Below are 17,171 nucleotides of genomic sequence, written 5' to 3' on the forward strand. Positions count from 1 at the left end.
GCGGAGCCGGGCGGGCAGGTCAGGCGGCCTGCGCCTCGAGCTGGCGCTGGCCGGTCGATTCGAGCGCGGTGTCCGCGCCGCCGATGGCGATGCGACGCGGGCGCATCGCTTCGGGAATCTCGCGCTCCAGCTCGATGGTGAGCAGACCGTCGGCGAGATGGGCGCCGGTCACCTTCACATGGTCGGCCAGTTCGAAGCGCCGGGAGAAGGCGCGACTGGCGATGCCGCGATACAGGTATTCGCCGTCCTGATCGCCGTTCTTGCGCTCGCCGGTGACCACCAGCAGGTTGGGCTGCACCGAAATGTCCAGGTCCTCGCGGCGGAAGCCGGCGACCGCCATGGTGATGCGGTAGCGGTCCTCGCTGAGCTTGACCGTGTCGTAGGGCGGCCAGTTGTCCACCGCCTGTGCGCGCGTGGCGTTTTCCAGCATGTCGAAAATGCGGTCGAAACCGATGCTTGACCGATGCAGCGGAGCCAGATCGAACATCGTACGCATGACCATATCCTCCTCAAGAGCAACATGGAAAGGGAAGCCACCGGCCCATGGCCCGGGGGCGCCAGCCTGCCGGCTGGCGATCGGCATTTAGGGGCGTCGTGGCAGCTTTCAAGCGCCGAATTTCAGCGGACGTTTAGGCGCCCATTTGCGCGCATCGATCAATCGCGTGCGGTCAGGCCACCGGAGCGGGCGCTGCGCTGCGGTCGCGGGCATTGCCGTGGATGTGTTCGCCGCGGGGCCCTGCGGTGACCCGGCAAGGGACGCCGGCCCGCAAGGTGAGCATCGATGCGGTCAGCGCGCGTCCGACCGGCCGCGCGCGGCAGGGCGCTCCCACGGAGCCATCGGTCCGGGTTCGAGCAGGAACAGTGGATGGCAGGCAGGACGCTTGGTGCGCCAGCGCTCCAGCAGCGCCGGATCGCGCAGCGTCAGCTTGGCGAGAAGGTGCTGCCACTCGAACTCCAACTGGCCGGCCGTCACCACGATCCCGGCGGCGGGCACCAGCGGACCGAGCTTGCCGCGGTCGAAGGCATAGCCGCGTACGGCGGCCTCCTGCTGCACCACGGCAAGGTAGGCATCGATCGCCACCTCGGGCGCGGCGTGCGCCCGGAAACGCTCCAGTTGCGGATGGTGCCGGTAGCCGCGCGTCTGTCCGCGCAGCACGGCGCGCGCCAGCAGCCCTCGCGCCACAGGGCGAGCAGGCCCTGGCGGTCCAGGTGCTTGGGGTGCAGGGTCCAGAGGCGCATGTGAAGGCCGGTCGACGGAGCGGGTGGCATTATGGCTCGCCCCGATCCGCACACCGGGCAGGGACAACTAGCTGCTTCGCCGGCCCCGGTTCCGGTTACGCATGCCCTCGGGCCGACGCACCCGCACCGCTCGCGCGGTGCCTGCCGGAGCGACCCGCATGCAAGCGCAACCCACTCCTGACACCATCCTGCAGACCGGCCTGGCGTTCTGGGCCTCCAAGACCCTGCTCAGCGCGATCGAGCTCGGCGTGTTCACCGAGCTTGCCTACGGCCCGCAGGCGCTGGAGAGCCTGCGCGACGCGCTGGGCCTGCACCCGCGCGCGGCGCGCGACTTCCTCGACGCGCTGGTCGCGCTGGGCTTCCTCACGCGCAGCGACGGCCGCTACGCCAACACGCCCGACACCGAGCTGTTCCTCGACCGCGGCAAGCCGTCCTACGTCGGCGGCATCCTGGAGATGGCCAACGCGCGCCTCTATCCGTTCTGGGCCGGCCTGACCCAGGCACTGCGCACCGGCCTGCCGCAGAACGAAGTCGCGCACGGCGATCCGGACCTGTTCGACACGCTCTACGCCGACCCGGCGCGGCTGAGGCAATTCCTCGCCGCGATGACCGGCATCAGCCACGGCGCCAACCTGGCGATCGCCCGCCAGTTCCCATGGGCGGACTACCGCACCTTCGTCGACGTCGGCACGGCGCAGGGCGATCTCGCCGCGCAGATCGCGCTGGCCCATCCGCACCTGCACGGCACCGGCTTCGACCTGCCGCCGGTGCGCCCGATCTTCGAGGAACACGTGCGCGCCCTCGGCGTCGCCGACCGCGTCACCTTCACGCCCGGCAGCTTCTTCGACCAGGCGCTGCCCCAGGCCGACGTCGTGCTGATGGGTCACATCCTGCACGACTGGGACCTACCGACCAAACGCATGCTGATCGGCAAGGCCTACGACGCGCTGCCCGACGGCGGCGCGCTGTTGGTGTACGAGTCGATCATCGACGACGAGCGCAAGAGCAACGCCTTCGGCCTGCTGATGAGCCTCAACATGCTGATCGAGACCCCCGGCGGCTTCGACTACACCGGCGCCGATTGCGCCGGTTGGATGACGGACGCCGGCTTTCGCCAGACGCGCGTCGAGCACCTGGTGGGGCCGGATTCAATGGTGGTGGGGATCCGGTAGCTACGGCGGGTGTTGCGGTAGGGATATGGCCACAAGACGCCAATTGAACGGCTCGACGACTTATTCACTTTCAAGTGCTCGCCAAGGACAATCCGCCCTCCACCACCGATCAGCGCGAGGTTTCCGTCCCGCCCTGCTTGTAGATCACCCCACCCTTCATCACGAACGGCACGTGCTGCAGTGCGCCGATGTCGGTGGTGGGGTCGCCCTGTACGGCGATGATGTCGGCGTCCAGCCCGGGCTTGAGCTGACCGAATTTATCCTGCTGGCGCAGGATCTTCGCGTCGACGGCGGTGGCGGCGAGCAGGGCCTGGGCGGGGCGCATGCCGTCGCGCACCATCCACGCCAGTTCCTTGTAGTTGTCGCCGTGGGTGAACACGCCCACGTCGCTGCCGTTGCCGATGGTGACGCCGGCCTGCATGGCGAGCTTGAAGGCATGGGCGGACTGCTGCATGTCGGCATCGAGCGGCTGGCCGGGCTTCCAGCCGCGGAAGTATTCGGCGTAGGCGGCTTCGGCTTCCAGCGTGGGCAGGTAGGCGACGCCGTGCTGCTTCATCAGCGCGAACACTTCGGCGGTGCCGCCGTAGCCGTGCTCGATGGTGTCCACGCCGGCCAGCACGGCGCGACGCATGCCTTCGGGCGTGGTCGAGTGCACGGATACGGGCAGGCCCAGCGAGTGCGCCGTTTCGACGCCGGCCTTCAGTTCTTCTTCGCTGAAGGTGGGCACCGAGCCGTGGCTCTTGCCGCAGTGGTAGTCGGCGTAGATCTTGATCCAGTCGGCGCCGTGGCCGGCCTGATCGCGCACCGCGTCGATCATCTGCGGCACGCCGCTGACCGGGATGCCGCCTTGCGGCAGGTCCAGATCGCTGCGAACGCCCATCGGGCCGGGGCCGTAGCAATGGCTGGCGATGGTGGCGCGGGTGGCGACGAACAGGTGCGGGCCGGGGATCAGGCCCTGGTCGATGGCGCGCTGCACGTCCACGTCGGCGTAGCCGGCGCCCTCGGTGCCCAGGTCGCGCAGCGCGGTGAAGCCGGCCATCAGCGTGTCGTGCGCGTGCTGCACGGCCTCGACGGTGCGGTAGGGCAGGCTCTCCTTGAGCACCTGGTCGTTCCACAGGGTTTCGTTGTACGGGTGCAGGAAGATGTGCGAGTGCGCGTCGATCAGGCCTGGCAGCAGGGTGGTGCCGGGCAGCTCGATGGTCTGCGTGCCGGGCGGGGCCTGGACCTGGCCCGCCGGGCCGATGGCGGCGATGCGGTCGCCCTGCACCAGTACGACCCAGCCGGGGTGCGCCTGCTCGCCGCGGGCGTCGAAGACGCGATCGGCCTTGAGCAGCCAAGGGTGGTCGGCCGGCTTGCGCACCGGCGCGGCGACGGCGGTGCCGGCCAGCAGCAGGCCGAGCAAGGCGGCCAGGACGTGGCGTGGGCGATGGGGCATGGGCGTTCTCCGGAGGGGCCTGACGGGCCTTTGTATCACCGCCGTGGCGGTCGGACCCATCGGTTGGACGCAATGAAGCGCACGCGGAGGCCGAGCGGCCGCGAAGCGGATCAGTGCGTAGCGCTCACCGCCAGCTTCTGGCCGATCTGGATGTCGTCGCCGTGCAGGTGGTTCCAGTGCCTCAATTGGGCCACCCGCACGTGGTAGTGCTGCGCGATCTTGAGCAGCGTGTCGCCGGCCTTGACCACGTGCGTGTGCACCTGCGCCGTGGCGGCCGGCGCGGGCGGCGGCGGGACATTCTCCGGCCGACGTGTCGCCGGGGACGGGTCGTCGCCCAGGTCGGGCAGGGCGGGCGCGGCTCCCACGCTGGCCATCAGGTTGGCCGAGCCGCCGGTGGCCTGCGCCAGCAGGGCCGTGCGCAATTGCGCTGCCTGCTTGCGCGGCAGCAGCAGGCTGCCGCCACGGCGGGCGTCCACGACGCCATTGCGGTAGCCCGCGTTGAGGCTGGCCAGCGTCGAGGGCGACATGCCCGTCAGGCGCGCCGCCTTGTCCAGCGACAACCGCTGGGTCACGGCCACTTCGACCAACTGCTGCTCGTCCTCGAGCACCGGCAGGGTGACGCCGAAGCGTTCTGGCTCGCGCACCACGCAGGCGATCGCCAGCAGCTTGACCAGGTGCTCGCGCGTGCCCGCACGCACCTGCATCACCGGTACCGCCTGCCCGGACGGCGGCGCGCCGTCACGGGCCAGCAGGCGGTCGATGCTGAAGCGGCCGGCGTTGTACGCATAGTCGGCCAGCCGCCAGTCCTGGAACCAGTCGTGGTAGTGGCTGAGCAGGGCCATCACCGCATCGGTGGAGGCGGTGAGGTCGAGCCGGGCGTCGTAGGTGCGGTCGACCGCCAGGCCCATGTGGCGTGCCGTGTTCGGCACGATCTGCCACATGCCGGCCGGGCGGCTCTTCTGCGGCGGTACCGGCCGGAAGTGGCTTTCCACCCAGGGCAATAGCGCAAATTCGCCGGGCACCTCGTGGCGCGCGGCGATTTCCTGCACGTAGAGCAGCCGCGGCAGCACCGCGCGCATCTGCGACTCGAACCGCTGCGGGGAGGCGGTGTAGCGACGGGCCCAGGCCTCGATACCCGGGTCGCCGGCGCAGTCGGCCATCGCGAAGCTGCCGCGCAGGCGGTCCCAGACGTCGCTGCCGGTCGTGACCGTGGGGCTGGCCTGCTTGGCCGTGGCGATGTCGTGGATCTCGGCCGTCGGCGGCTCGACGCCGGGAGCGTGGGGCCGGGACGTGGGCGCGGTGGCGCAGGCGGTCAGCAGCAGCGCGAGCGCGAGCGGCAGGGGGCGCAGACGGTGTTTCATCCTTGGAAAGCGTCCTTGGCGGCGCGCAGTGCTGCAAAGCGCGCGATGCGGTCGCCGGCGGCGTGCCGCCGGCCCCACTGGACCAGCGCGTCGCTGTCGATGCGCAGGAAGGGATTGCAGGCCAGTTCGCTGGACAGCGGCACCGGCACGGTGGGCTGCCCTTGCTCGCGGACGGCCGCGACACGTTCGCAGCGCGCGGCCAGTTCCGGGTTGGCGGGGTCCACCTGGCGGGCGAAGCGGCCGTTGGCCGCGGTGTATTCGTGGCCGCAGCAGACCAGCGTATCGCCGGGCAAGGCGGCAAGCCGTTCCAGCGAGGCGAGCATCTGCGCCGGCGTGCCCTCGAACAGGCGCCCGCAGCCGAGGCTGAACAAGGTATCGCCGCAGAGCAGCACGCCGGCACCGACATAGGCGATGTGGCTGCGCGTGTGGCCGGGCACCGCGAGCACGTCGAAGCGGGCCTGCGGCTGTTCCAGCGTGAACGCGTCGCCGTCGCCCACGCGGCGGTCGGCGTCGGCGATGCGCTCGTCCCATGGCGCCACCACCTCGGCGCCGTGGCGCTCGCGCAGTGCGGCAGCGGCGCCGATGTGGTCGTTGTGGTGGTGGGTGAGCAAAATGGCGCGCAGCTGCAGCGCCCGCTCCTGCAGGGCGGCCTCGACCGGGGCTCGGTCGCCGGGATCGACGACGATCGCCTGGCCGCGGTCGTCGTGCAGCAACCATATGTAGTTGTCGGCGAGCGCCGGTAACGGTACGACGTGCAAGAACGGTCTCCGCAGCTTTTCGTATCGACTGGCGCAGGCAAGCGCTTGCGCGGGGCGCTCGACTATAGGCGGCGTCTGCGGGGCACGACGTTAGTGAGTCGTTAAACACGCGATTTGCGTTCAGCCTCGCCATGGCGATGCGTGACGCGCTTTCGGGCCCCAGCGGCTACACTCCCCTTTTGGGAGATCCGGGCGCGACATGGCACAGCGCAATCAAGACATCTATGCCAGCAAACCCATGCGCGGCCTGCTCGCCGCGGAGGCGCAGGCGCTGGCCGGAGAGCTGCAGCGTTGTGTCGGTGCCTATGCGCTGCAGGTTTCGGCGGTCGCGCACGCTCAGCCGCCCGCTTCACCGATGCTCGACCGCTGGGTGCACCTGCACCTGGACGGCAACCGTTGCGGCGGCGACCTGCACGCCCGCACCGACGAGCCGCTGCCGTTCCTCGACGATGCCTTCGGCCTGGTCCTGCTGAACCATGCCGTGGAAGTAGCGCGGGATCCGCAGGTGCTGCTGCGCGAGGCCGCGCGCGTGCTGGCGCCCGGCGGCATGCTGGCGCTGACCGGCATGCACCCGGCGAGCGGCTGGCTGCCCTGGCTGCTGTGGCGGGCCCGGGCCGGCGTGAATCCCGAATCGCCGTTGCGCATCGGACGCTGGCTGCGCAGCGCCGAGCTCAACGTCGAACGCGTGCAGCGGGTGGGGCCGCTGTGGCCCAGCTCTGCTACCGTGCCGCACCATGGCGGTCCGCTGGGTGGCGGCTATCTGCTGATCGCACGCAAGCGGCGCCAGGCCACCGCACCGATCCGGCTGCGTCCGCGGGCGATCGCCGCAGCGCCGGTGGCCGGACTCGCGCCCGGCGCACGCCGCAGCGCCGCCGCCTGAGGTCTCCGGGAAACGATGACCGAAGTCGAAGCGTTCACCGACGGCGCCTGCCTGGGCAACCCCGGGCCCGGCGGCTGGGCCGCGCTGCTGCGCGCCAAGGGTGTCGAGCGCCTGCTCGCCGGCGGCGAGCCGGACACCACCAACAACCGCATGGAGCTGATGGCCGCGATCGGCGCGCTGGAGGCGCTGACGCGCCCGTGCAAGGTCGTGCTCACCACCGATTCGCGCTACGTCATGCAGGGCATCGAAGAGTGGCTGCCGCGCTGGGTCGCCAACGGCTGGCGCACCTCCGACAAGAAGCCGGTGAAGAACCAGGACCTGTGGGAGCGGCTGGCGGCGGCCAAGTCGCCCCATCAGGTACGCTGGCAGTGGGTGCGCGGCCACAACGGCCACGTGGAAAACGAACGGGTGGACGTGGCGGCGCGCGAACAGGCCGAGCGTCACAGGGGCAGGGCATGAGGCAGATCGTTCTGGATACCGAGACCACTGGCCTGGAAGTGCGCCAGGGGCACCGGCTGATCGAAATCGCCTGCGTGGAACTGATCGAGCGCCGGCCCAGCGGGCGGCACTGGCAGACCTACCTGAACCCCGAACGCGCGATCGACGAAGGCGCGCGGCAGGTCACCGGCATCGAGGACGAGTTCCTGCTCGACAAGCCGCATTTCGCCGAGGTGGTGGAAGAGTTCCTGGCTTTCATCGGCGACGCCGAGCTGATCATCCACAACGCGAGCTTCGACGTCGGCTTCCTCGATGCAGAGCTGGCGCGCGTGGGCGCGCACCTGGGCTGCATCGCCGATCGCTGCCGCGTGATCGACACGCTGGCGATGGCGCGCGAACGCTACCCCGGCCAGCGCAACAGCCTGGACGCGCTGTGCAAGCGCCTGGGCGTGGACAACTCCGCGCGCGACCTGCACGGCGGCCTGATCGACGCCCAGCTGCTGGCCGACGTCTACCTGGCGATGACCTCGGGCCAGGTGGCACTGGACCTGGCCTTCGATCATGCGGCCGAGGAAGGCGGCGCCGCGGTGCTGGCGCCGGTCGCGCTGCTGCGCCGTCCGCGCGTGCTGCGTGCCGATGCCGCCGAACTGGCCGCGCACGAACAGCGCCTGGATGCGCTGGACAAGGCCGCCCAAGGCGGCAGCGTTTGGCGCCGTGCGCCGGCCGAGGTACTGGCCGCGGAGGCCTGAGAATCCGGCACACGCAACGGGCGCCGGGGTATTTGCATCCGCCGGTTACTTCACGCGCGCCAGAATCACCGTGATGTTGTCGTCCGCGCTGCCATCGAGCGCGGCGAGGAGCAGGTGATCGACGCATTCCTGTGCGGCGAGATCGTTGCGACCGACGATCCGAGCGATCGTGGCGTCCGCCAGGCCCTCGGTCAGTCCATCGCTGCACAGCACAAACGCGCTGCCTGATTCGGTCCGCCCGCGGGCCATGCCGACGTGCAGGTGCTCGATCGCGGTGACGCCGAGCGCCTGGGTCAATACGTTGCGCTGCGGATGGCGCTCGGCCAGTGCCGGATCGAGCTGGCCGGCGGCGACCAGTTCCTGCACCAGCGAATGGTCGTGGCTGACCTGGCGCAGCGTGTCCGCCTGCCAGAGGTAGATGCGGCTGTCGCCGACCCAGGCCACCTCGTAGCGGTCGCCGGACAGGCGCAGGGCGGCGACGGTCGTGCCCATCGGCGGCGCATCGGGCGAGCCGCCAGCCTGCCTGAGCAGGCGCTCGCCCGCACCGCGCACTGCCTCGACCAGGCCGCGCCCTTGCGCGACCTGCTCCACGATGGCATCGCGCACCAGCGCCGCGGCCACCTCACCATGCTGGTGCCCGCCCATGCCGTCGGCCACCAGGAACAGGCCCAGTGCCGGATCGGCGTAGTAGGTATCTTCGTTGCTCGCGCGGCGCAGGCCGACGTGGGTGCCGTGTCCGAACTCGATCATGGGGGCGATGGGTAGTCGAAGCGATGCCCAGCATGCCGGATGCAGGCAGGCTTCGCAAAAATGCGAATGTCGACGTCAGGCCTCCATGCCTTCGAAAAGCATGGCCTCCCCTTGAGCCTTAACCCTTTGACCCGTTACCTCATTTTGCCCGTCTATCAGTGGGCTGGTTTCTTCTTTGAGAGCGCTGCCAGACACACCAGCAGGACGGCTACAGGCACCAACGCGCCCACCAGCGGAAGGATCAATGCAGGTGTGCGGCATACCATCGGGACCAGTTGCGTGGCGCTCGCGTAGGCGACGACCCAAAGGCGCCAGCTGCGGCGATGGCGAGCAACCCATAAGCTTGCCGTGATGAGAGCGACGGCGATCGAGGATGCCACTAAGTCAAGGACCGGCATTGGCCACCAGGGCGCGAAAATCAAGCGGCACCCGATGACGGAGACGAGCACCACCAGAAGACACAGGCTGGTGATGGACTCCACTTTGTCCCAAGTGCGCTGCGGCTGAGCAGTGTTCATAGGCGATCCACCAACCAGTTTGAGTCCAAGCCACCAACGTGTGACGGTGCGGCGAATGGACATGATCGTACGGCAACAAAAAAGCCCCCGAAAGCAGGGGCTTAGATGCATTTCTGGCGGAGAGGGTGGGATTCGAACCCACGGTACGCTTACACGTACGCCTGATTTCGAGTCAGGTACATTCGACCACTCTGCCACCTCTCCGAAAAGGTGCGCGGGTCGGCGCGAGCCGGCGATTTTACGGGGAGCCGGGAGTTCTGACAAGCGCTCCCGGCATGACCGCTTGGGTCTCAGCCCGCCTTCTTCTTCGCCAGCCGCAGCCAAGTGTCGACGACCGTGTCGGGGTTGAGCGACACCGACTCGATGCCCTGGTCCATCAGCCACTCGGCCAAGTCCGGATGATCGCTCGGGCCCTGGCCGCAGATGCCGACGTACTTGCCCTTCTCGCGCGCGGTCTTGATGGCCAGGGCGAGCAGCTTCTTGACCGCCGGGTCGCGTTCGTCGAACAGGCTGGCGACGATGCCCGAATCTCGGTCCAGGCCGAGCGTGAGCTGGGTGAGGTCGTTGGAGCCGATCGAGAAACCGTCGAAGATCTCCAGGAACTCCTCGGCGAGCAGGGCGTTGGAGGGCACCTCGCACATCATGATGACCTTCAAATCGTTCTGGCCCTGCTTGAGGCCGTTCTTGTCCAGCACCTCGACCACCTTGCGGCCTTCGCCCAGCGTGCGCACGAACGGGATCATCACCCACACGTTGGTGAGGCCCATCGTCTCTCGCACCTTCTTGACCGCCTTGCACTCCAGCGCGAAGGACTCGGCGAAGCCCGGGTCGACGTAGCGGCTGGCGCCGCGGTAGCCGATCATCGGGTTCTCTTCGTGCGGCTCATAGCGCGCGCCGCCGATCAGCCCGGCGTATTCGTTGGACTTGAAGTCGGACAGGCGCACGATCACCGGCTTGGGATACACCGAGGCGGCGATGGTCGCGATGCCTTCGGCCAGGCGGTCAACGTAGAAGCTCACCGGGTCGGCGTAGCCGGCCATGCGCTCGTCGATCTTGGCCTTGGTCTCGGCATCCTGCCGGTTGTATTCGAGCAGCGCCTTCGGATGCACGCCGATGTGGCTGGCGATGATCATCTCCAGCCGCGCCAGGCCGATGCCGGCATTGGGCAGCATGCCGAAGTCGAACGCGCGCTCGGGGTTGGCGACGTTCATCATGATCTTCAGCGGGGCCTCGGGCATGGCGCCCAGGTCCGCTGTGATGCGGTCGAAGGCGAGCTTGCCCTCGTAGATGGTGCCGGTATCGCCCTCGGCGCAGGACACGGTGATCTCGGCGCCGTCGGGAATCGTCTGCAGCGCGTTGCCGGTGCCGACCACCGCCGGCACGCCGAGCTCGCGCGCGATGATCGCGGCGTGGCAGGTGCGGCCGCCGCGATTGGTCACGATGGCGGCGGCGCGCTTCATGATCGGCTCCCAGTCGGGATCGGTCATGTCGGCGACCAGCACGTCGCCGTTCTGGAACTCGTGCATCTGGCTGATCGACTTGACCACGCGGGCCTTGCCCGAGCCGATCTTCTGGCCGATGGCACGACCCTCGGCCAGCACCTTGCCCTTCTCGTTGAGCTGGAAGCGTTCCAGCTGCGTGGCATGGGCGCGCGACTTCACCGTCTCCGGACGCGCCTGGACGATGTAGAGCTTGCCGGTATTGCCGTCCTTCGCCCACTCGATATCCATCGGGCGGCCGTAATGCTGCTCGATGACCAGCGCCTGCTTGGACAGCTCCTGCACGTCCTCATCGGAGATGCAGAACCGGTTGCGCAGCTCGGCCGGGGTTTCCTCGATGCGTACGCGCTCGCCCAGCTTGTCCGAATAGACCATGCGCTGTTGCTTGGCGCCCAGGCTGCGGCGGAGCAGGGCGGGCTTGCCCGCTTTCAGCGTGGGCTTGAACACGTAGAACTCATCGGGGTTGACCGCGCCCTGCACGACCATCTCGCCCAGGCCGTAGGAGCCGGTGACGAACACGACGTCGCGGAAGCCCGATTCGGTGTCCAGCGTGAACAGCACGCCCGAGGCGCCGATGTCCGAGCGCACCATCAGCTGCACGCCGGCGGAGAGGAACACCTCCTCGTGCTTGAAGCCCTGGTGCACGCGGTAGGCGATCGCGCGGTCGTTGTAGAGCGAGGCGAAGACCTCCTTGACCTTGTGCAGCACGTCGTCGATGCCGACCACGTTCAGGAAGGTTTCCTGCTGGCCGGCGAAGGATGCGTCCGGGAGGTCTTCGGCGGTCGCCGACGAACGCACGGCCACGGCGATGTCGTCGGCGCCGGCGTCCTTGCACAGCCTGGCGTAGGCCTCGCGGATCGCCTGGTCCAGCTCCTGCGGCAGCGGCGTTTCGGTGACCCAGCTGCGGATCTCCTTGCCGGCGGCGGTCAGCGCCTCGACGTCGTCGACGTCCAGCGACGCCAGGCGCTCGCGGATGCGCTTGGCCACGCCGCTCTTGTCCAGGTATTGCTGGAAGGCGTCGGCGGTGGTGGCGAAGCCGCCGGGCACCGAGACGCCGAGCTTGGCGAGGTTGCCGATCATCTCGCCGAGGGAGGCGTTCTTGCCGCCCACCTTGCCCAGGTCGGTCATGCGCAGTTTGTCCAGCCAAAGCACCAGGTCGTTCAAGTGACTCTCCTTAGAAAAGCTTGGGGAAATGCGCTGCGCAGGTCCGGATTCCGGGCCGCAAAGGACTGGTATTGTCCGCTGTCGATGGTGCATGGCACAAGAAGACCATTTGTTCGCGGCGCCGGGCCAACTGCATACCAGTCAGCCGGGAGTCAAGCGAACACGGGCTTCGCCGCATGCGCTAAGGTTCCGGGCAGGCCACCTTCGGGCGAATGGACATCCGCATGCAACGCACGGTTTTTTTCATCTCCGACTCCACTGGTATTACCGCGGAGACGATCGGCAACTCCATCCTCGCCCAGTTCGAGGGCATCCATTTCGACAAGCATCGCCTGCCGTTCGTGGACGATCCGCATAAGGCCGAGGCCGCTGCGCTGCGCATCAAGACGCGCTACGCGCAGACCGGCGAGCGGCCGATCGTGGTCAACACCATGGCCGACCGCGGCTTGTGCGAGATCGTCGCCGCAAGCGGCGCGCTGATGCTGGACGTGTTCGCGCCCTTCATCGGGCCGCTGGAAGAGGAACTGGCCGCCAAGCGCTCGGGTGCCGTCAACCGCTCGCACGGCCTGGTCGACTTCGACAAGTACGAGGCGCGCATCAACGCCACCAACTATGCGCTCGCGCACGACGACGGCATCGACGTGGACTACGAGCAGGCCGACCTGATCCTGGTCGGCGTGTCGCGCTCGGGCAAGACGCCCACATGCCTCTACATGGCCTTGCATTACGGTGTCAAAGCCGCCAACTATCCACTCACCGACGACGACCTGGACAAGCTGGAGCTGCCCAAGCGGCTCAAGCCGTACAAGGATCGCCTGTTCGGACTTTCCATCGACCCGCAGCGTCTTGCGCAGATCCGCGAGCAACGCCGTCCGGGCAGTCGCTACGCCACCCTGCAGCAATGCCGCTGGGAACTGGAGCAGGCCGAACGGCTGATGCGCCAGGCGGGCATCTCCTCGCTCAACACCACCCACGTTTCGATCGAAGAGATCGCCAGCAAGATCTTCGAACGCTTCGGTATCGAGCGCACCATGTTTTGAGGTATCTGTAGAACCGATGAGTGCCGTATTGGACAGCCGCTCCGCCTTGCTCCCGGGCCGCTTCGAGTTCCTGATGGGCCTGTATGCGGAAAACTATCACCGCCTGGCGCACCTGTTCGCGCCGCAGACGCTGGCGCCAGGGCGCTACCGCTCCAGCGTGGACGATGGGCTGGACGTGCACATGCATGTGCAGGAGCGACATCCCTACACGCTGGAACTGGAGCTGACCTACGGCTTCGTGGATGCGAACACCGGCCACCCCTCGCCGTCGGCGCAGCTGCGCATGTACACCGACGCGCACGTGGCGGAGGCGCTGCACTGCCATCCGGGGCGCCACCTGTGGCAGGTGCTGGGACCGTTCCCGGAGGCGCACACGGTGCTGCAGCATCGCTTGCGCATGAACGGGTTCCTTTCCCGCTGGCTGGAATACCTGGCCGCGCAGGGGCATTCGGTCGGAACGCTCGAGCACATCGACGCGCAGGATTGACCGGATGCGATGCAAGGGCGAAGCCCTTGCGGGAAGTGCGGCCACGGATGGCCGCATCGGCCGTTGCGCTCAAGGACGAGCGCACGAAAAAAATCCCAACAAAAAACCCGCGCATGGCGGGCTTCTCGTAGATGGCGGAGCGGACGGGACTCGAACCCGCGACCTCCGGCGTGACAGGCCAGCATTCTAACCGACTGAACTACCGCTCCGCGTTGTCTTCCAGCTACACAAAGTGCGAGGCCAACCTTGGCGTCCCCACGGGGATTCGAACCCCGGTCGCCACCGTGAAAGGGTGATGTCCTAGGCCTCTAGACGATGGGGACGGGTAAGATTGGTGGAGCCAGGCGGGATCGAACCGCCGACCTCCTGCATGCCATGCAGGCGCTCTCCCAGCTGAGCTATGGCCCCGCCGCTGGAAGCCAGAAAGAATAGGCAGGGTTCGCAATTCCGTCAAGCTTTTTTTCGAAATTTCTGCGCGCCTCCGTCACGCCGGCGACGTCGCGTCGGCGACCAGGTTGTGACGTAAGCTGCTTGGCCACTCTTCGCGGAGCGCGCATGCACGAGATCGGTTTCATCGGTGACCTCGCCATGGTGATGATCGTGGCCGGCGCCACCACGGTGCTGTTCCAGCGCCTGCGCCAGCCCGTGCTGCTGGGCTACATCCTGGCCGGTGTGCTGATCGGCCCGCACACGCCGGGCATGCTGGTCGGCGATCCCCGTGCGATCGACGACATCTCCAACCTCGGCGTGGTGCTGCTGATGTTCACGCTGGGCCTGGAGTTCAGCGTGCGCAAGCTGCGCGAGGTCGGCCTCGGCGTGCTGATGGTCGCCGTGATCGAGGTAGGCCTGATGCTCTGGATCGGCACCGGCCTGGGTGAGCTGATGGGCTGGAAGAGCATGGATGCGCTGTTCCTCGGCGCACTGATCTCGTTGTCCTCGACCATGGTGGCGACCCGCACGCTCGCCGAAGGCGGACTGCGGCAGCTGCCGTTCGCGCAGCGGGTGGTGGGGGTACTGGTTGCCGAGGACGTGCTCGCCATCGTGATCCTGACGGTGCTGAGCGCGGTGGCGATCGGCGGCGCGATGGAGGCGGGCACTGCGCTGGCCGTGGTGGGGCAGGTCGGCTTGTTCGTGGTGGCCGGGATGATCCTCGGCCTGTTGCTGCTGCCCAGGCTGATCGATTATGTCGCCGGCTTCGGCCGGGACGAGACCTTGCTGGTCAGCGCCTTGGGCGTGTGTTTCGGAGCCAGCTTGTTCGCGGCATGGCTGGGTTTCAGCGTGGCGCTGGGCGCGTTCCTCGCCGGCGCGGTGATCGCCGAGGCGCGCAACGCTCATCGCGTGATGCAGCTGGTCGAGCCGCTGCGGGACATGTTCGCCGCGCTGTTCTTCGTGGCGATCGGCTTGAAGATCGATCCCATGCTGCTGTGGCAATACGCGCTTCCGGCGCTGGGCATCGCCGCGGTGGTGATGGTGGGCAAGACGCTGGCGGTCGGCATGGGCATGGTGGCGGTGGGGAAGGATCCGCGCTCGTCGATCCGTACGGGGTTGAGCATGGCGCAGATCGGCGAGTTCTCTTTCGTCATTGCGGCGCTCGGCGCTTCGCTGGGCGTGGTCAGCGAGTTCATCTATCCGATCGCGGTGGCGGTGTCGGTGGTCTGCATGGCCGCTTCGCCCTATCTGGTAGGACATGCCAACGGCATCGTCGACGGCATGCGCCGGATCGCGCCAGGGCCCCTGCGGCTGCTGCTGACGAGCTACTCGGGCTGGCTGGGTGGGCTCAAGCCGGTGGAGCAGAACGCGATGATCGCGGCCATGCTGCGTCGGCTGCTCTGGCACATCGGGATCAATGTCGTGCTGGTGGTCACCCTGTTCGTGATCGGGGCCTACGTCAACGCGCACAACTGGGCCTGGTTCTCCAGCTTCGGCGCGAACCGTGACACCCGCCATTCGCTGATCTTCGCCGCCGCGCTGTTTCTGTCGCTGCCGATGCTGATCGCCATCTACCGCAAGGCGGAGGCGCTGGGCATGCTGCTGGCGGAACTGGGCATCCGCGAGCACTTCGCCGGCGGCTATACCCACGCCATCCGCAGTCTGCTGGCGCGGCTGATCCCGCTGGGCGCGCTGCTGGCGCTGGGCCTGTTGGTGAGCGTGCTGGGCTCGGCGATCCTGCCGCCGCGGGGCGTGGCGATCGTCCTGGTGGTAGCTGGCGTGGCGCTTTCGGCGGTGCTCTGGCGGGCGCTGGTGAAAATGCACGCCAGGTTGCAGGCGGCTCTGCGCGAGACACTGGAACGGCCGCCGCCGCCGGGCTGACGGGGCCGGGTACACGGGAACCTTTCCCAAACGTGACGGTCGACAGCCGGTGTCGTTGCCAAGACCGCTCGACGCGCCTCACAATGCCTGGCCTGCCTCCATCGGGGAGGCCCGGTCGCATTGCCGGCACATCCAATACACGAGGGAGTTTTCGATGAAGCATTTTCTGCGTCCCACGCTGACGGCGGCCGCTCTGGCCGTTGCGCTGGGCATGACCGCGGGCGTCCACGCCCAGGCCGCCAAGTCTGGCGCCGCGGGCACGGTCGACAAGACCAAGGCCAGCTACGTGGTCGGCTGGGACCTGGCCAGCCAGCTGCCGCCGCTGGTGCGCGAGGAAGTCGATCCGGCGACGGTCGCCCGCGCCGTGCAGTCCGCGCTCTCGGGCCAGAAGCCGACCATGAGCGAGGCTGAGGCCAAGAGCGTGCGTGACGCCTTCGTCGCCAAGCTGCAGGCCAAGGCCAAGGCCCAGTACGAAAAGGTCGCCGCCGAGAACAAGACCAAGGGCGAGGCTTTCATCGCCAAGAACAAGAGCGCGCCGGGCGTGAAGACCACCGCCTCGGGCCTGCAGTACAAGGTGATCAGCGAAGGTACCGGCGCGCGTCCGGGCCCGAACGACACCGTGCAGGTGAACTACGTCGGTACCTTCGTCGATGGCCAGAAGTTCGATGCCTCCGCCGAACACGGCAATACGCCGGCCTCGATCCCGCTGCAGGGGGTGATCCCGGGCTTCCGCGAAGGCCTGGAGCTGATGAAGACGGGCGCGCACTACATGCTCTACATCCCGTCGAACCTGGCCTATGGCGCGCAGCCGCAGAACGGCTTCCCGCCGAACGCCACGATCATCTTCGACGTGACCCTGGTGAAGACCGGCCCGACGCCGGCTGGCGGCCAGGGCGAAGCCGGCAAGTAAGCGGTTTCGCTGAAAGTCGTACAGAGGGCGCGGAGCAATCCGCGCCTTTTTTTTCGGCCCCCGCTGGGCTGCCCCTCTGTGGTCCCCGTGTGGGATGCGCGCGCCGTGGTCTTCTGCTGTCGCGCACCTAAGGGCAGGCAGGCGAGCGGCGGCCTCTTCCCGCGATGCCCGTCCGCTGCTGCGCCCCTGCTAGAATCGGCGGTTCCTTCGGTGGGATTGGACGAATGAAAGTCACGCTCTTCGGCACCGGCTACGTCGGCCTGGTCACGGGCACCTGCCTGGCGGAGATGGGCAACCACGTATTGTGCGTGGACGTGGACACGGCCAAGGTCTCACGCCTGAAGCAGGGCGAGGTGCCGATCTTCGAGCCGGGCCTGGCGCCGATGGTCAAACGCAACTTCGCGGGCGGCCGGCTCGATTTCACGACCGATGCCGCCGCCGGCATCGCCCACGGCGAGGTG

At 68.1% G+C, this 17,171-nt stretch carries 15 protein-coding genes, 4 tRNA genes and 2 pseudogenes; 9 read left to right on the top strand and 12 right to left on the bottom strand.

Annotated elements, in window-relative coordinates:
- Positions 1–19 precede the first annotated feature (19 nt).
- Together VGU65_RS13700 and VGU65_RS13705 are read right to left on the bottom strand one after the other, a co-directional pair.
- Complete coding sequence (locus VGU65_RS13700; RefSeq protein WP_327476611.1) at positions 20–496, bottom strand: Hsp20 family protein; 477 nt, start codon at positions 494–496, stop codon at positions 20–22.
- Between the two features lie 291 nt (positions 497–787).
- A pseudogene (locus VGU65_RS13705) lies at positions 788–1,269 on the bottom strand (pyrimidine dimer DNA glycosylase/endonuclease V).
- 128 nt (positions 1,270–1,397) lie between these two features.
- Between VGU65_RS13705 and VGU65_RS13715 the strand changes: the two are divergent.
- Entirely contained in the window at positions 1,398–2,411 is a 1,014-nt protein-coding gene (locus tag VGU65_RS13715) for a methyltransferase (protein ID WP_327476613.1), read from the top strand.
- Positions 2,412–2,520: 109 nt separating this feature from the next.
- Here the strand turns inward: VGU65_RS13715 and VGU65_RS13720 are convergent, their stop codons facing one another.
- The 3 genes from VGU65_RS13720 to gloB form a co-directional block, all read right to left on the bottom strand.
- On the bottom strand, positions 2,521–3,846 hold the full coding sequence (locus tag VGU65_RS13720; protein WP_327476614.1) for an amidohydrolase family protein: 1,326 nt from the start codon (positions 3,844–3,846) through the stop codon (positions 2,521–2,523).
- Positions 3,847–3,956: 110 nt separating this feature from the next.
- On the bottom strand, positions 3,957–5,207 hold the full coding sequence (locus VGU65_RS13725; RefSeq protein WP_327476616.1) for a transglycosylase SLT domain-containing protein: 1,251 nt from the start codon (positions 5,205–5,207) through the stop codon (positions 3,957–3,959).
- Positions 5,204–5,965, bottom strand: a complete 762-nt coding sequence (gene gloB, locus VGU65_RS13730) for a hydroxyacylglutathione hydrolase (protein ID WP_327476618.1) — start codon at positions 5,963–5,965, stop codon at positions 5,204–5,206. The genes VGU65_RS13725 and gloB overlap by 4 nt, the downstream gene beginning before the upstream one ends.
- Positions 5,966–6,164: 199 nt before the next feature.
- Between gloB and VGU65_RS13735 the strand changes: the two genes are divergently transcribed.
- The 3 genes from VGU65_RS13735 to dnaQ are packed head-to-tail and all read left to right on the top strand — an operon-like array spanning position 6,165 to position 8,032.
- Positions 6,165–6,845 carry a methyltransferase domain-containing protein gene (locus VGU65_RS13735; protein WP_327476620.1) on the top strand — a complete coding sequence of 227 codons (681 nt, stop codon included), beginning with the start codon at positions 6,165–6,167 and terminating at the stop codon, positions 6,843–6,845.
- Between the two features lie 15 nt (positions 6,846–6,860).
- Positions 6,861–7,304: a ribonuclease HI gene (gene rnhA / locus VGU65_RS13740; protein WP_327476622.1), complete on the top strand. Its 444-nt coding sequence runs from the start codon at positions 6,861–6,863 to the stop codon at positions 7,302–7,304.
- Complete coding sequence (dnaQ, locus tag VGU65_RS13745) at positions 7,301–8,032, top strand: DNA polymerase III subunit epsilon (RefSeq protein WP_327476624.1); 732 nt, start codon at positions 7,301–7,303, stop codon at positions 8,030–8,032. Before rnhA ends, dnaQ begins: the two co-directional genes overlap by 4 nt.
- Positions 8,033–8,077: 45 nt before the next feature.
- On the opposite strand, the gene VGU65_RS13750 is transcribed toward dnaQ, so the two are convergent.
- The 4 genes from VGU65_RS13750 to ppsA form a co-directional block, all read right to left on the bottom strand.
- The gene (locus VGU65_RS13750; protein WP_327476626.1) at positions 8,078–8,782 is read right to left on the bottom strand and encodes a PP2C family protein-serine/threonine phosphatase; all 705 of its coding nucleotides are present in this window, start codon (positions 8,780–8,782) and stop codon (positions 8,078–8,080) included.
- 155 nt (positions 8,783–8,937) lie between these two features.
- A complete protein-coding gene (locus VGU65_RS13755) occupies positions 8,938–9,300 on the bottom strand; it encodes an LrgA (protein ID WP_327476628.1) in 363 nt (120 codons plus the stop codon).
- A gap of 114 nt (positions 9,301–9,414) precedes the next feature.
- Positions 9,415–9,504, bottom strand: a tRNA-Ser gene (locus VGU65_RS13760).
- 86 nt (positions 9,505–9,590) lie between these two features.
- Entirely contained in the window at positions 9,591–11,963 is a 2,373-nt protein-coding gene (gene ppsA / locus VGU65_RS13765; protein WP_327476630.1) for a phosphoenolpyruvate synthase, read from the bottom strand.
- Positions 11,964–12,187: 224 nt separating this feature from the next.
- On the opposite strand from ppsA, the gene ppsR reads away from it, so the two are divergent.
- Both ppsR and VGU65_RS13775 read left to right on the top strand, forming a co-directional pair.
- The gene (gene ppsR, locus VGU65_RS13770) at positions 12,188–13,003 is read left to right on the top strand and encodes a phosphoenolpyruvate synthetase regulatory kinase/phosphorylase PpsR (protein ID WP_327476632.1); all 816 of its coding nucleotides are present in this window, start codon (positions 12,188–12,190) and stop codon (positions 13,001–13,003) included.
- Between the two features lie 16 nt (positions 13,004–13,019).
- The gene (locus VGU65_RS13775) at positions 13,020–13,490 is read left to right on the top strand and encodes a DUF1249 domain-containing protein (protein ID WP_327476634.1); all 471 of its coding nucleotides are present in this window, start codon (positions 13,020–13,022) and stop codon (positions 13,488–13,490) included.
- 132 nt (positions 13,491–13,622) lie between these two features.
- On the opposite strand, the gene VGU65_RS13780 is transcribed toward VGU65_RS13775, so the two are convergent.
- The 3 genes from VGU65_RS13780 to VGU65_RS13790 form a co-directional block, all read right to left on the bottom strand.
- A tRNA-Asp gene (locus VGU65_RS13780) sits at positions 13,623–13,699 on the bottom strand.
- A gap of 38 nt (positions 13,700–13,737) precedes the next feature.
- Positions 13,738–13,813, bottom strand: a tRNA-Glu gene (locus tag VGU65_RS13785).
- Positions 13,814–13,822: 9 nt separating this feature from the next.
- Positions 13,823–13,898 (bottom strand) — tRNA-Ala (locus tag VGU65_RS13790).
- 147 nt (positions 13,899–14,045) lie between these two features.
- On the opposite strand from VGU65_RS13790, the gene VGU65_RS13795 reads away from it, so the two are divergent.
- The 3 genes and pseudogenes from VGU65_RS13795 to VGU65_RS13805 all read left to right on the top strand — a co-directional run.
- Positions 14,046–15,800, top strand: coding sequence for a cation:proton antiporter (locus tag VGU65_RS13795; RefSeq protein ID WP_327476636.1), 1,755 nt, complete (start codon positions 14,046–14,048; stop codon positions 15,798–15,800).
- A 154-nt stretch (positions 15,801–15,954) separates the two neighbouring features.
- Positions 15,955–16,710: an FKBP-type peptidyl-prolyl cis-trans isomerase N-terminal domain-containing protein gene (locus VGU65_RS13800; RefSeq protein WP_327476638.1), complete on the top strand. Its 756-nt coding sequence runs from the start codon at positions 15,955–15,957 to the stop codon at positions 16,708–16,710.
- Between the two features lie 224 nt (positions 16,711–16,934).
- Positions 16,935–17,171: pseudogene (locus VGU65_RS13805) on the top strand (UDP-glucose 6-dehydrogenase); the annotation flags it as partial.

Origin of the sequence: Frateuria sp. (genome assembly GCF_035943815.1) — a bacterium.
Lineage (GTDB): Bacteria > Pseudomonadota > Gammaproteobacteria > Xanthomonadales > Rhodanobacteraceae > Frateuria_A.

Bases quoted from the DNA above. Each gene is read 5' to 3' on its own strand.
- VGU65_RS13700 (WP_327476611.1), bottom strand. From the start codon at position 496: ATGCGTACGATGTTCGATCTGGCTCCGCTGCATCGGTCAAGCATCGGT.
- VGU65_RS13715 (WP_327476613.1), top strand. From the start codon at position 1,398: ATGCAAGCGCAACCCACTCCTGACACCATCCTGCAGACCGGCCTGGCG.
- VGU65_RS13720 (WP_327476614.1), bottom strand. From the start codon at position 3,846: ATGCCCCATCGCCCACGCCACGTCCTGGCCGCCTTGCTCGGCCTGCTG.
- VGU65_RS13725 (WP_327476616.1), bottom strand. From the start codon at position 5,207: ATGAAACACCGTCTGCGCCCCCTGCCGCTCGCGCTCGCGCTGCTGCTG.
- VGU65_RS13735 (WP_327476620.1), top strand. From the start codon at position 6,165: ATGGCACAGCGCAATCAAGACATCTATGCCAGCAAACCCATGCGCGGC.
- rnhA (WP_327476622.1), top strand. From the start codon at position 6,861: ATGACCGAAGTCGAAGCGTTCACCGACGGCGCCTGCCTGGGCAACCCC.
- dnaQ (WP_327476624.1), top strand. From the start codon at position 7,301: ATGAGGCAGATCGTTCTGGATACCGAGACCACTGGCCTGGAAGTGCGC.
- VGU65_RS13750 (WP_327476626.1), bottom strand. From the start codon at position 8,782: ATGATCGAGTTCGGACACGGCACCCACGTCGGCCTGCGCCGCGCGAGC.
- VGU65_RS13755 (WP_327476628.1), bottom strand. From the start codon at position 9,300: ATGAACACTGCTCAGCCGCAGCGCACTTGGGACAAAGTGGAGTCCATC.
- ppsR (WP_327476632.1), top strand. From the start codon at position 12,188: ATGCAACGCACGGTTTTTTTCATCTCCGACTCCACTGGTATTACCGCG.
- VGU65_RS13775 (WP_327476634.1), top strand. From the start codon at position 13,020: ATGAGTGCCGTATTGGACAGCCGCTCCGCCTTGCTCCCGGGCCGCTTC.
- VGU65_RS13795 (WP_327476636.1), top strand. From the start codon at position 14,046: ATGCACGAGATCGGTTTCATCGGTGACCTCGCCATGGTGATGATCGTG.
- VGU65_RS13800 (WP_327476638.1), top strand. From the start codon at position 15,955: ATGAAGCATTTTCTGCGTCCCACGCTGACGGCGGCCGCTCTGGCCGTT.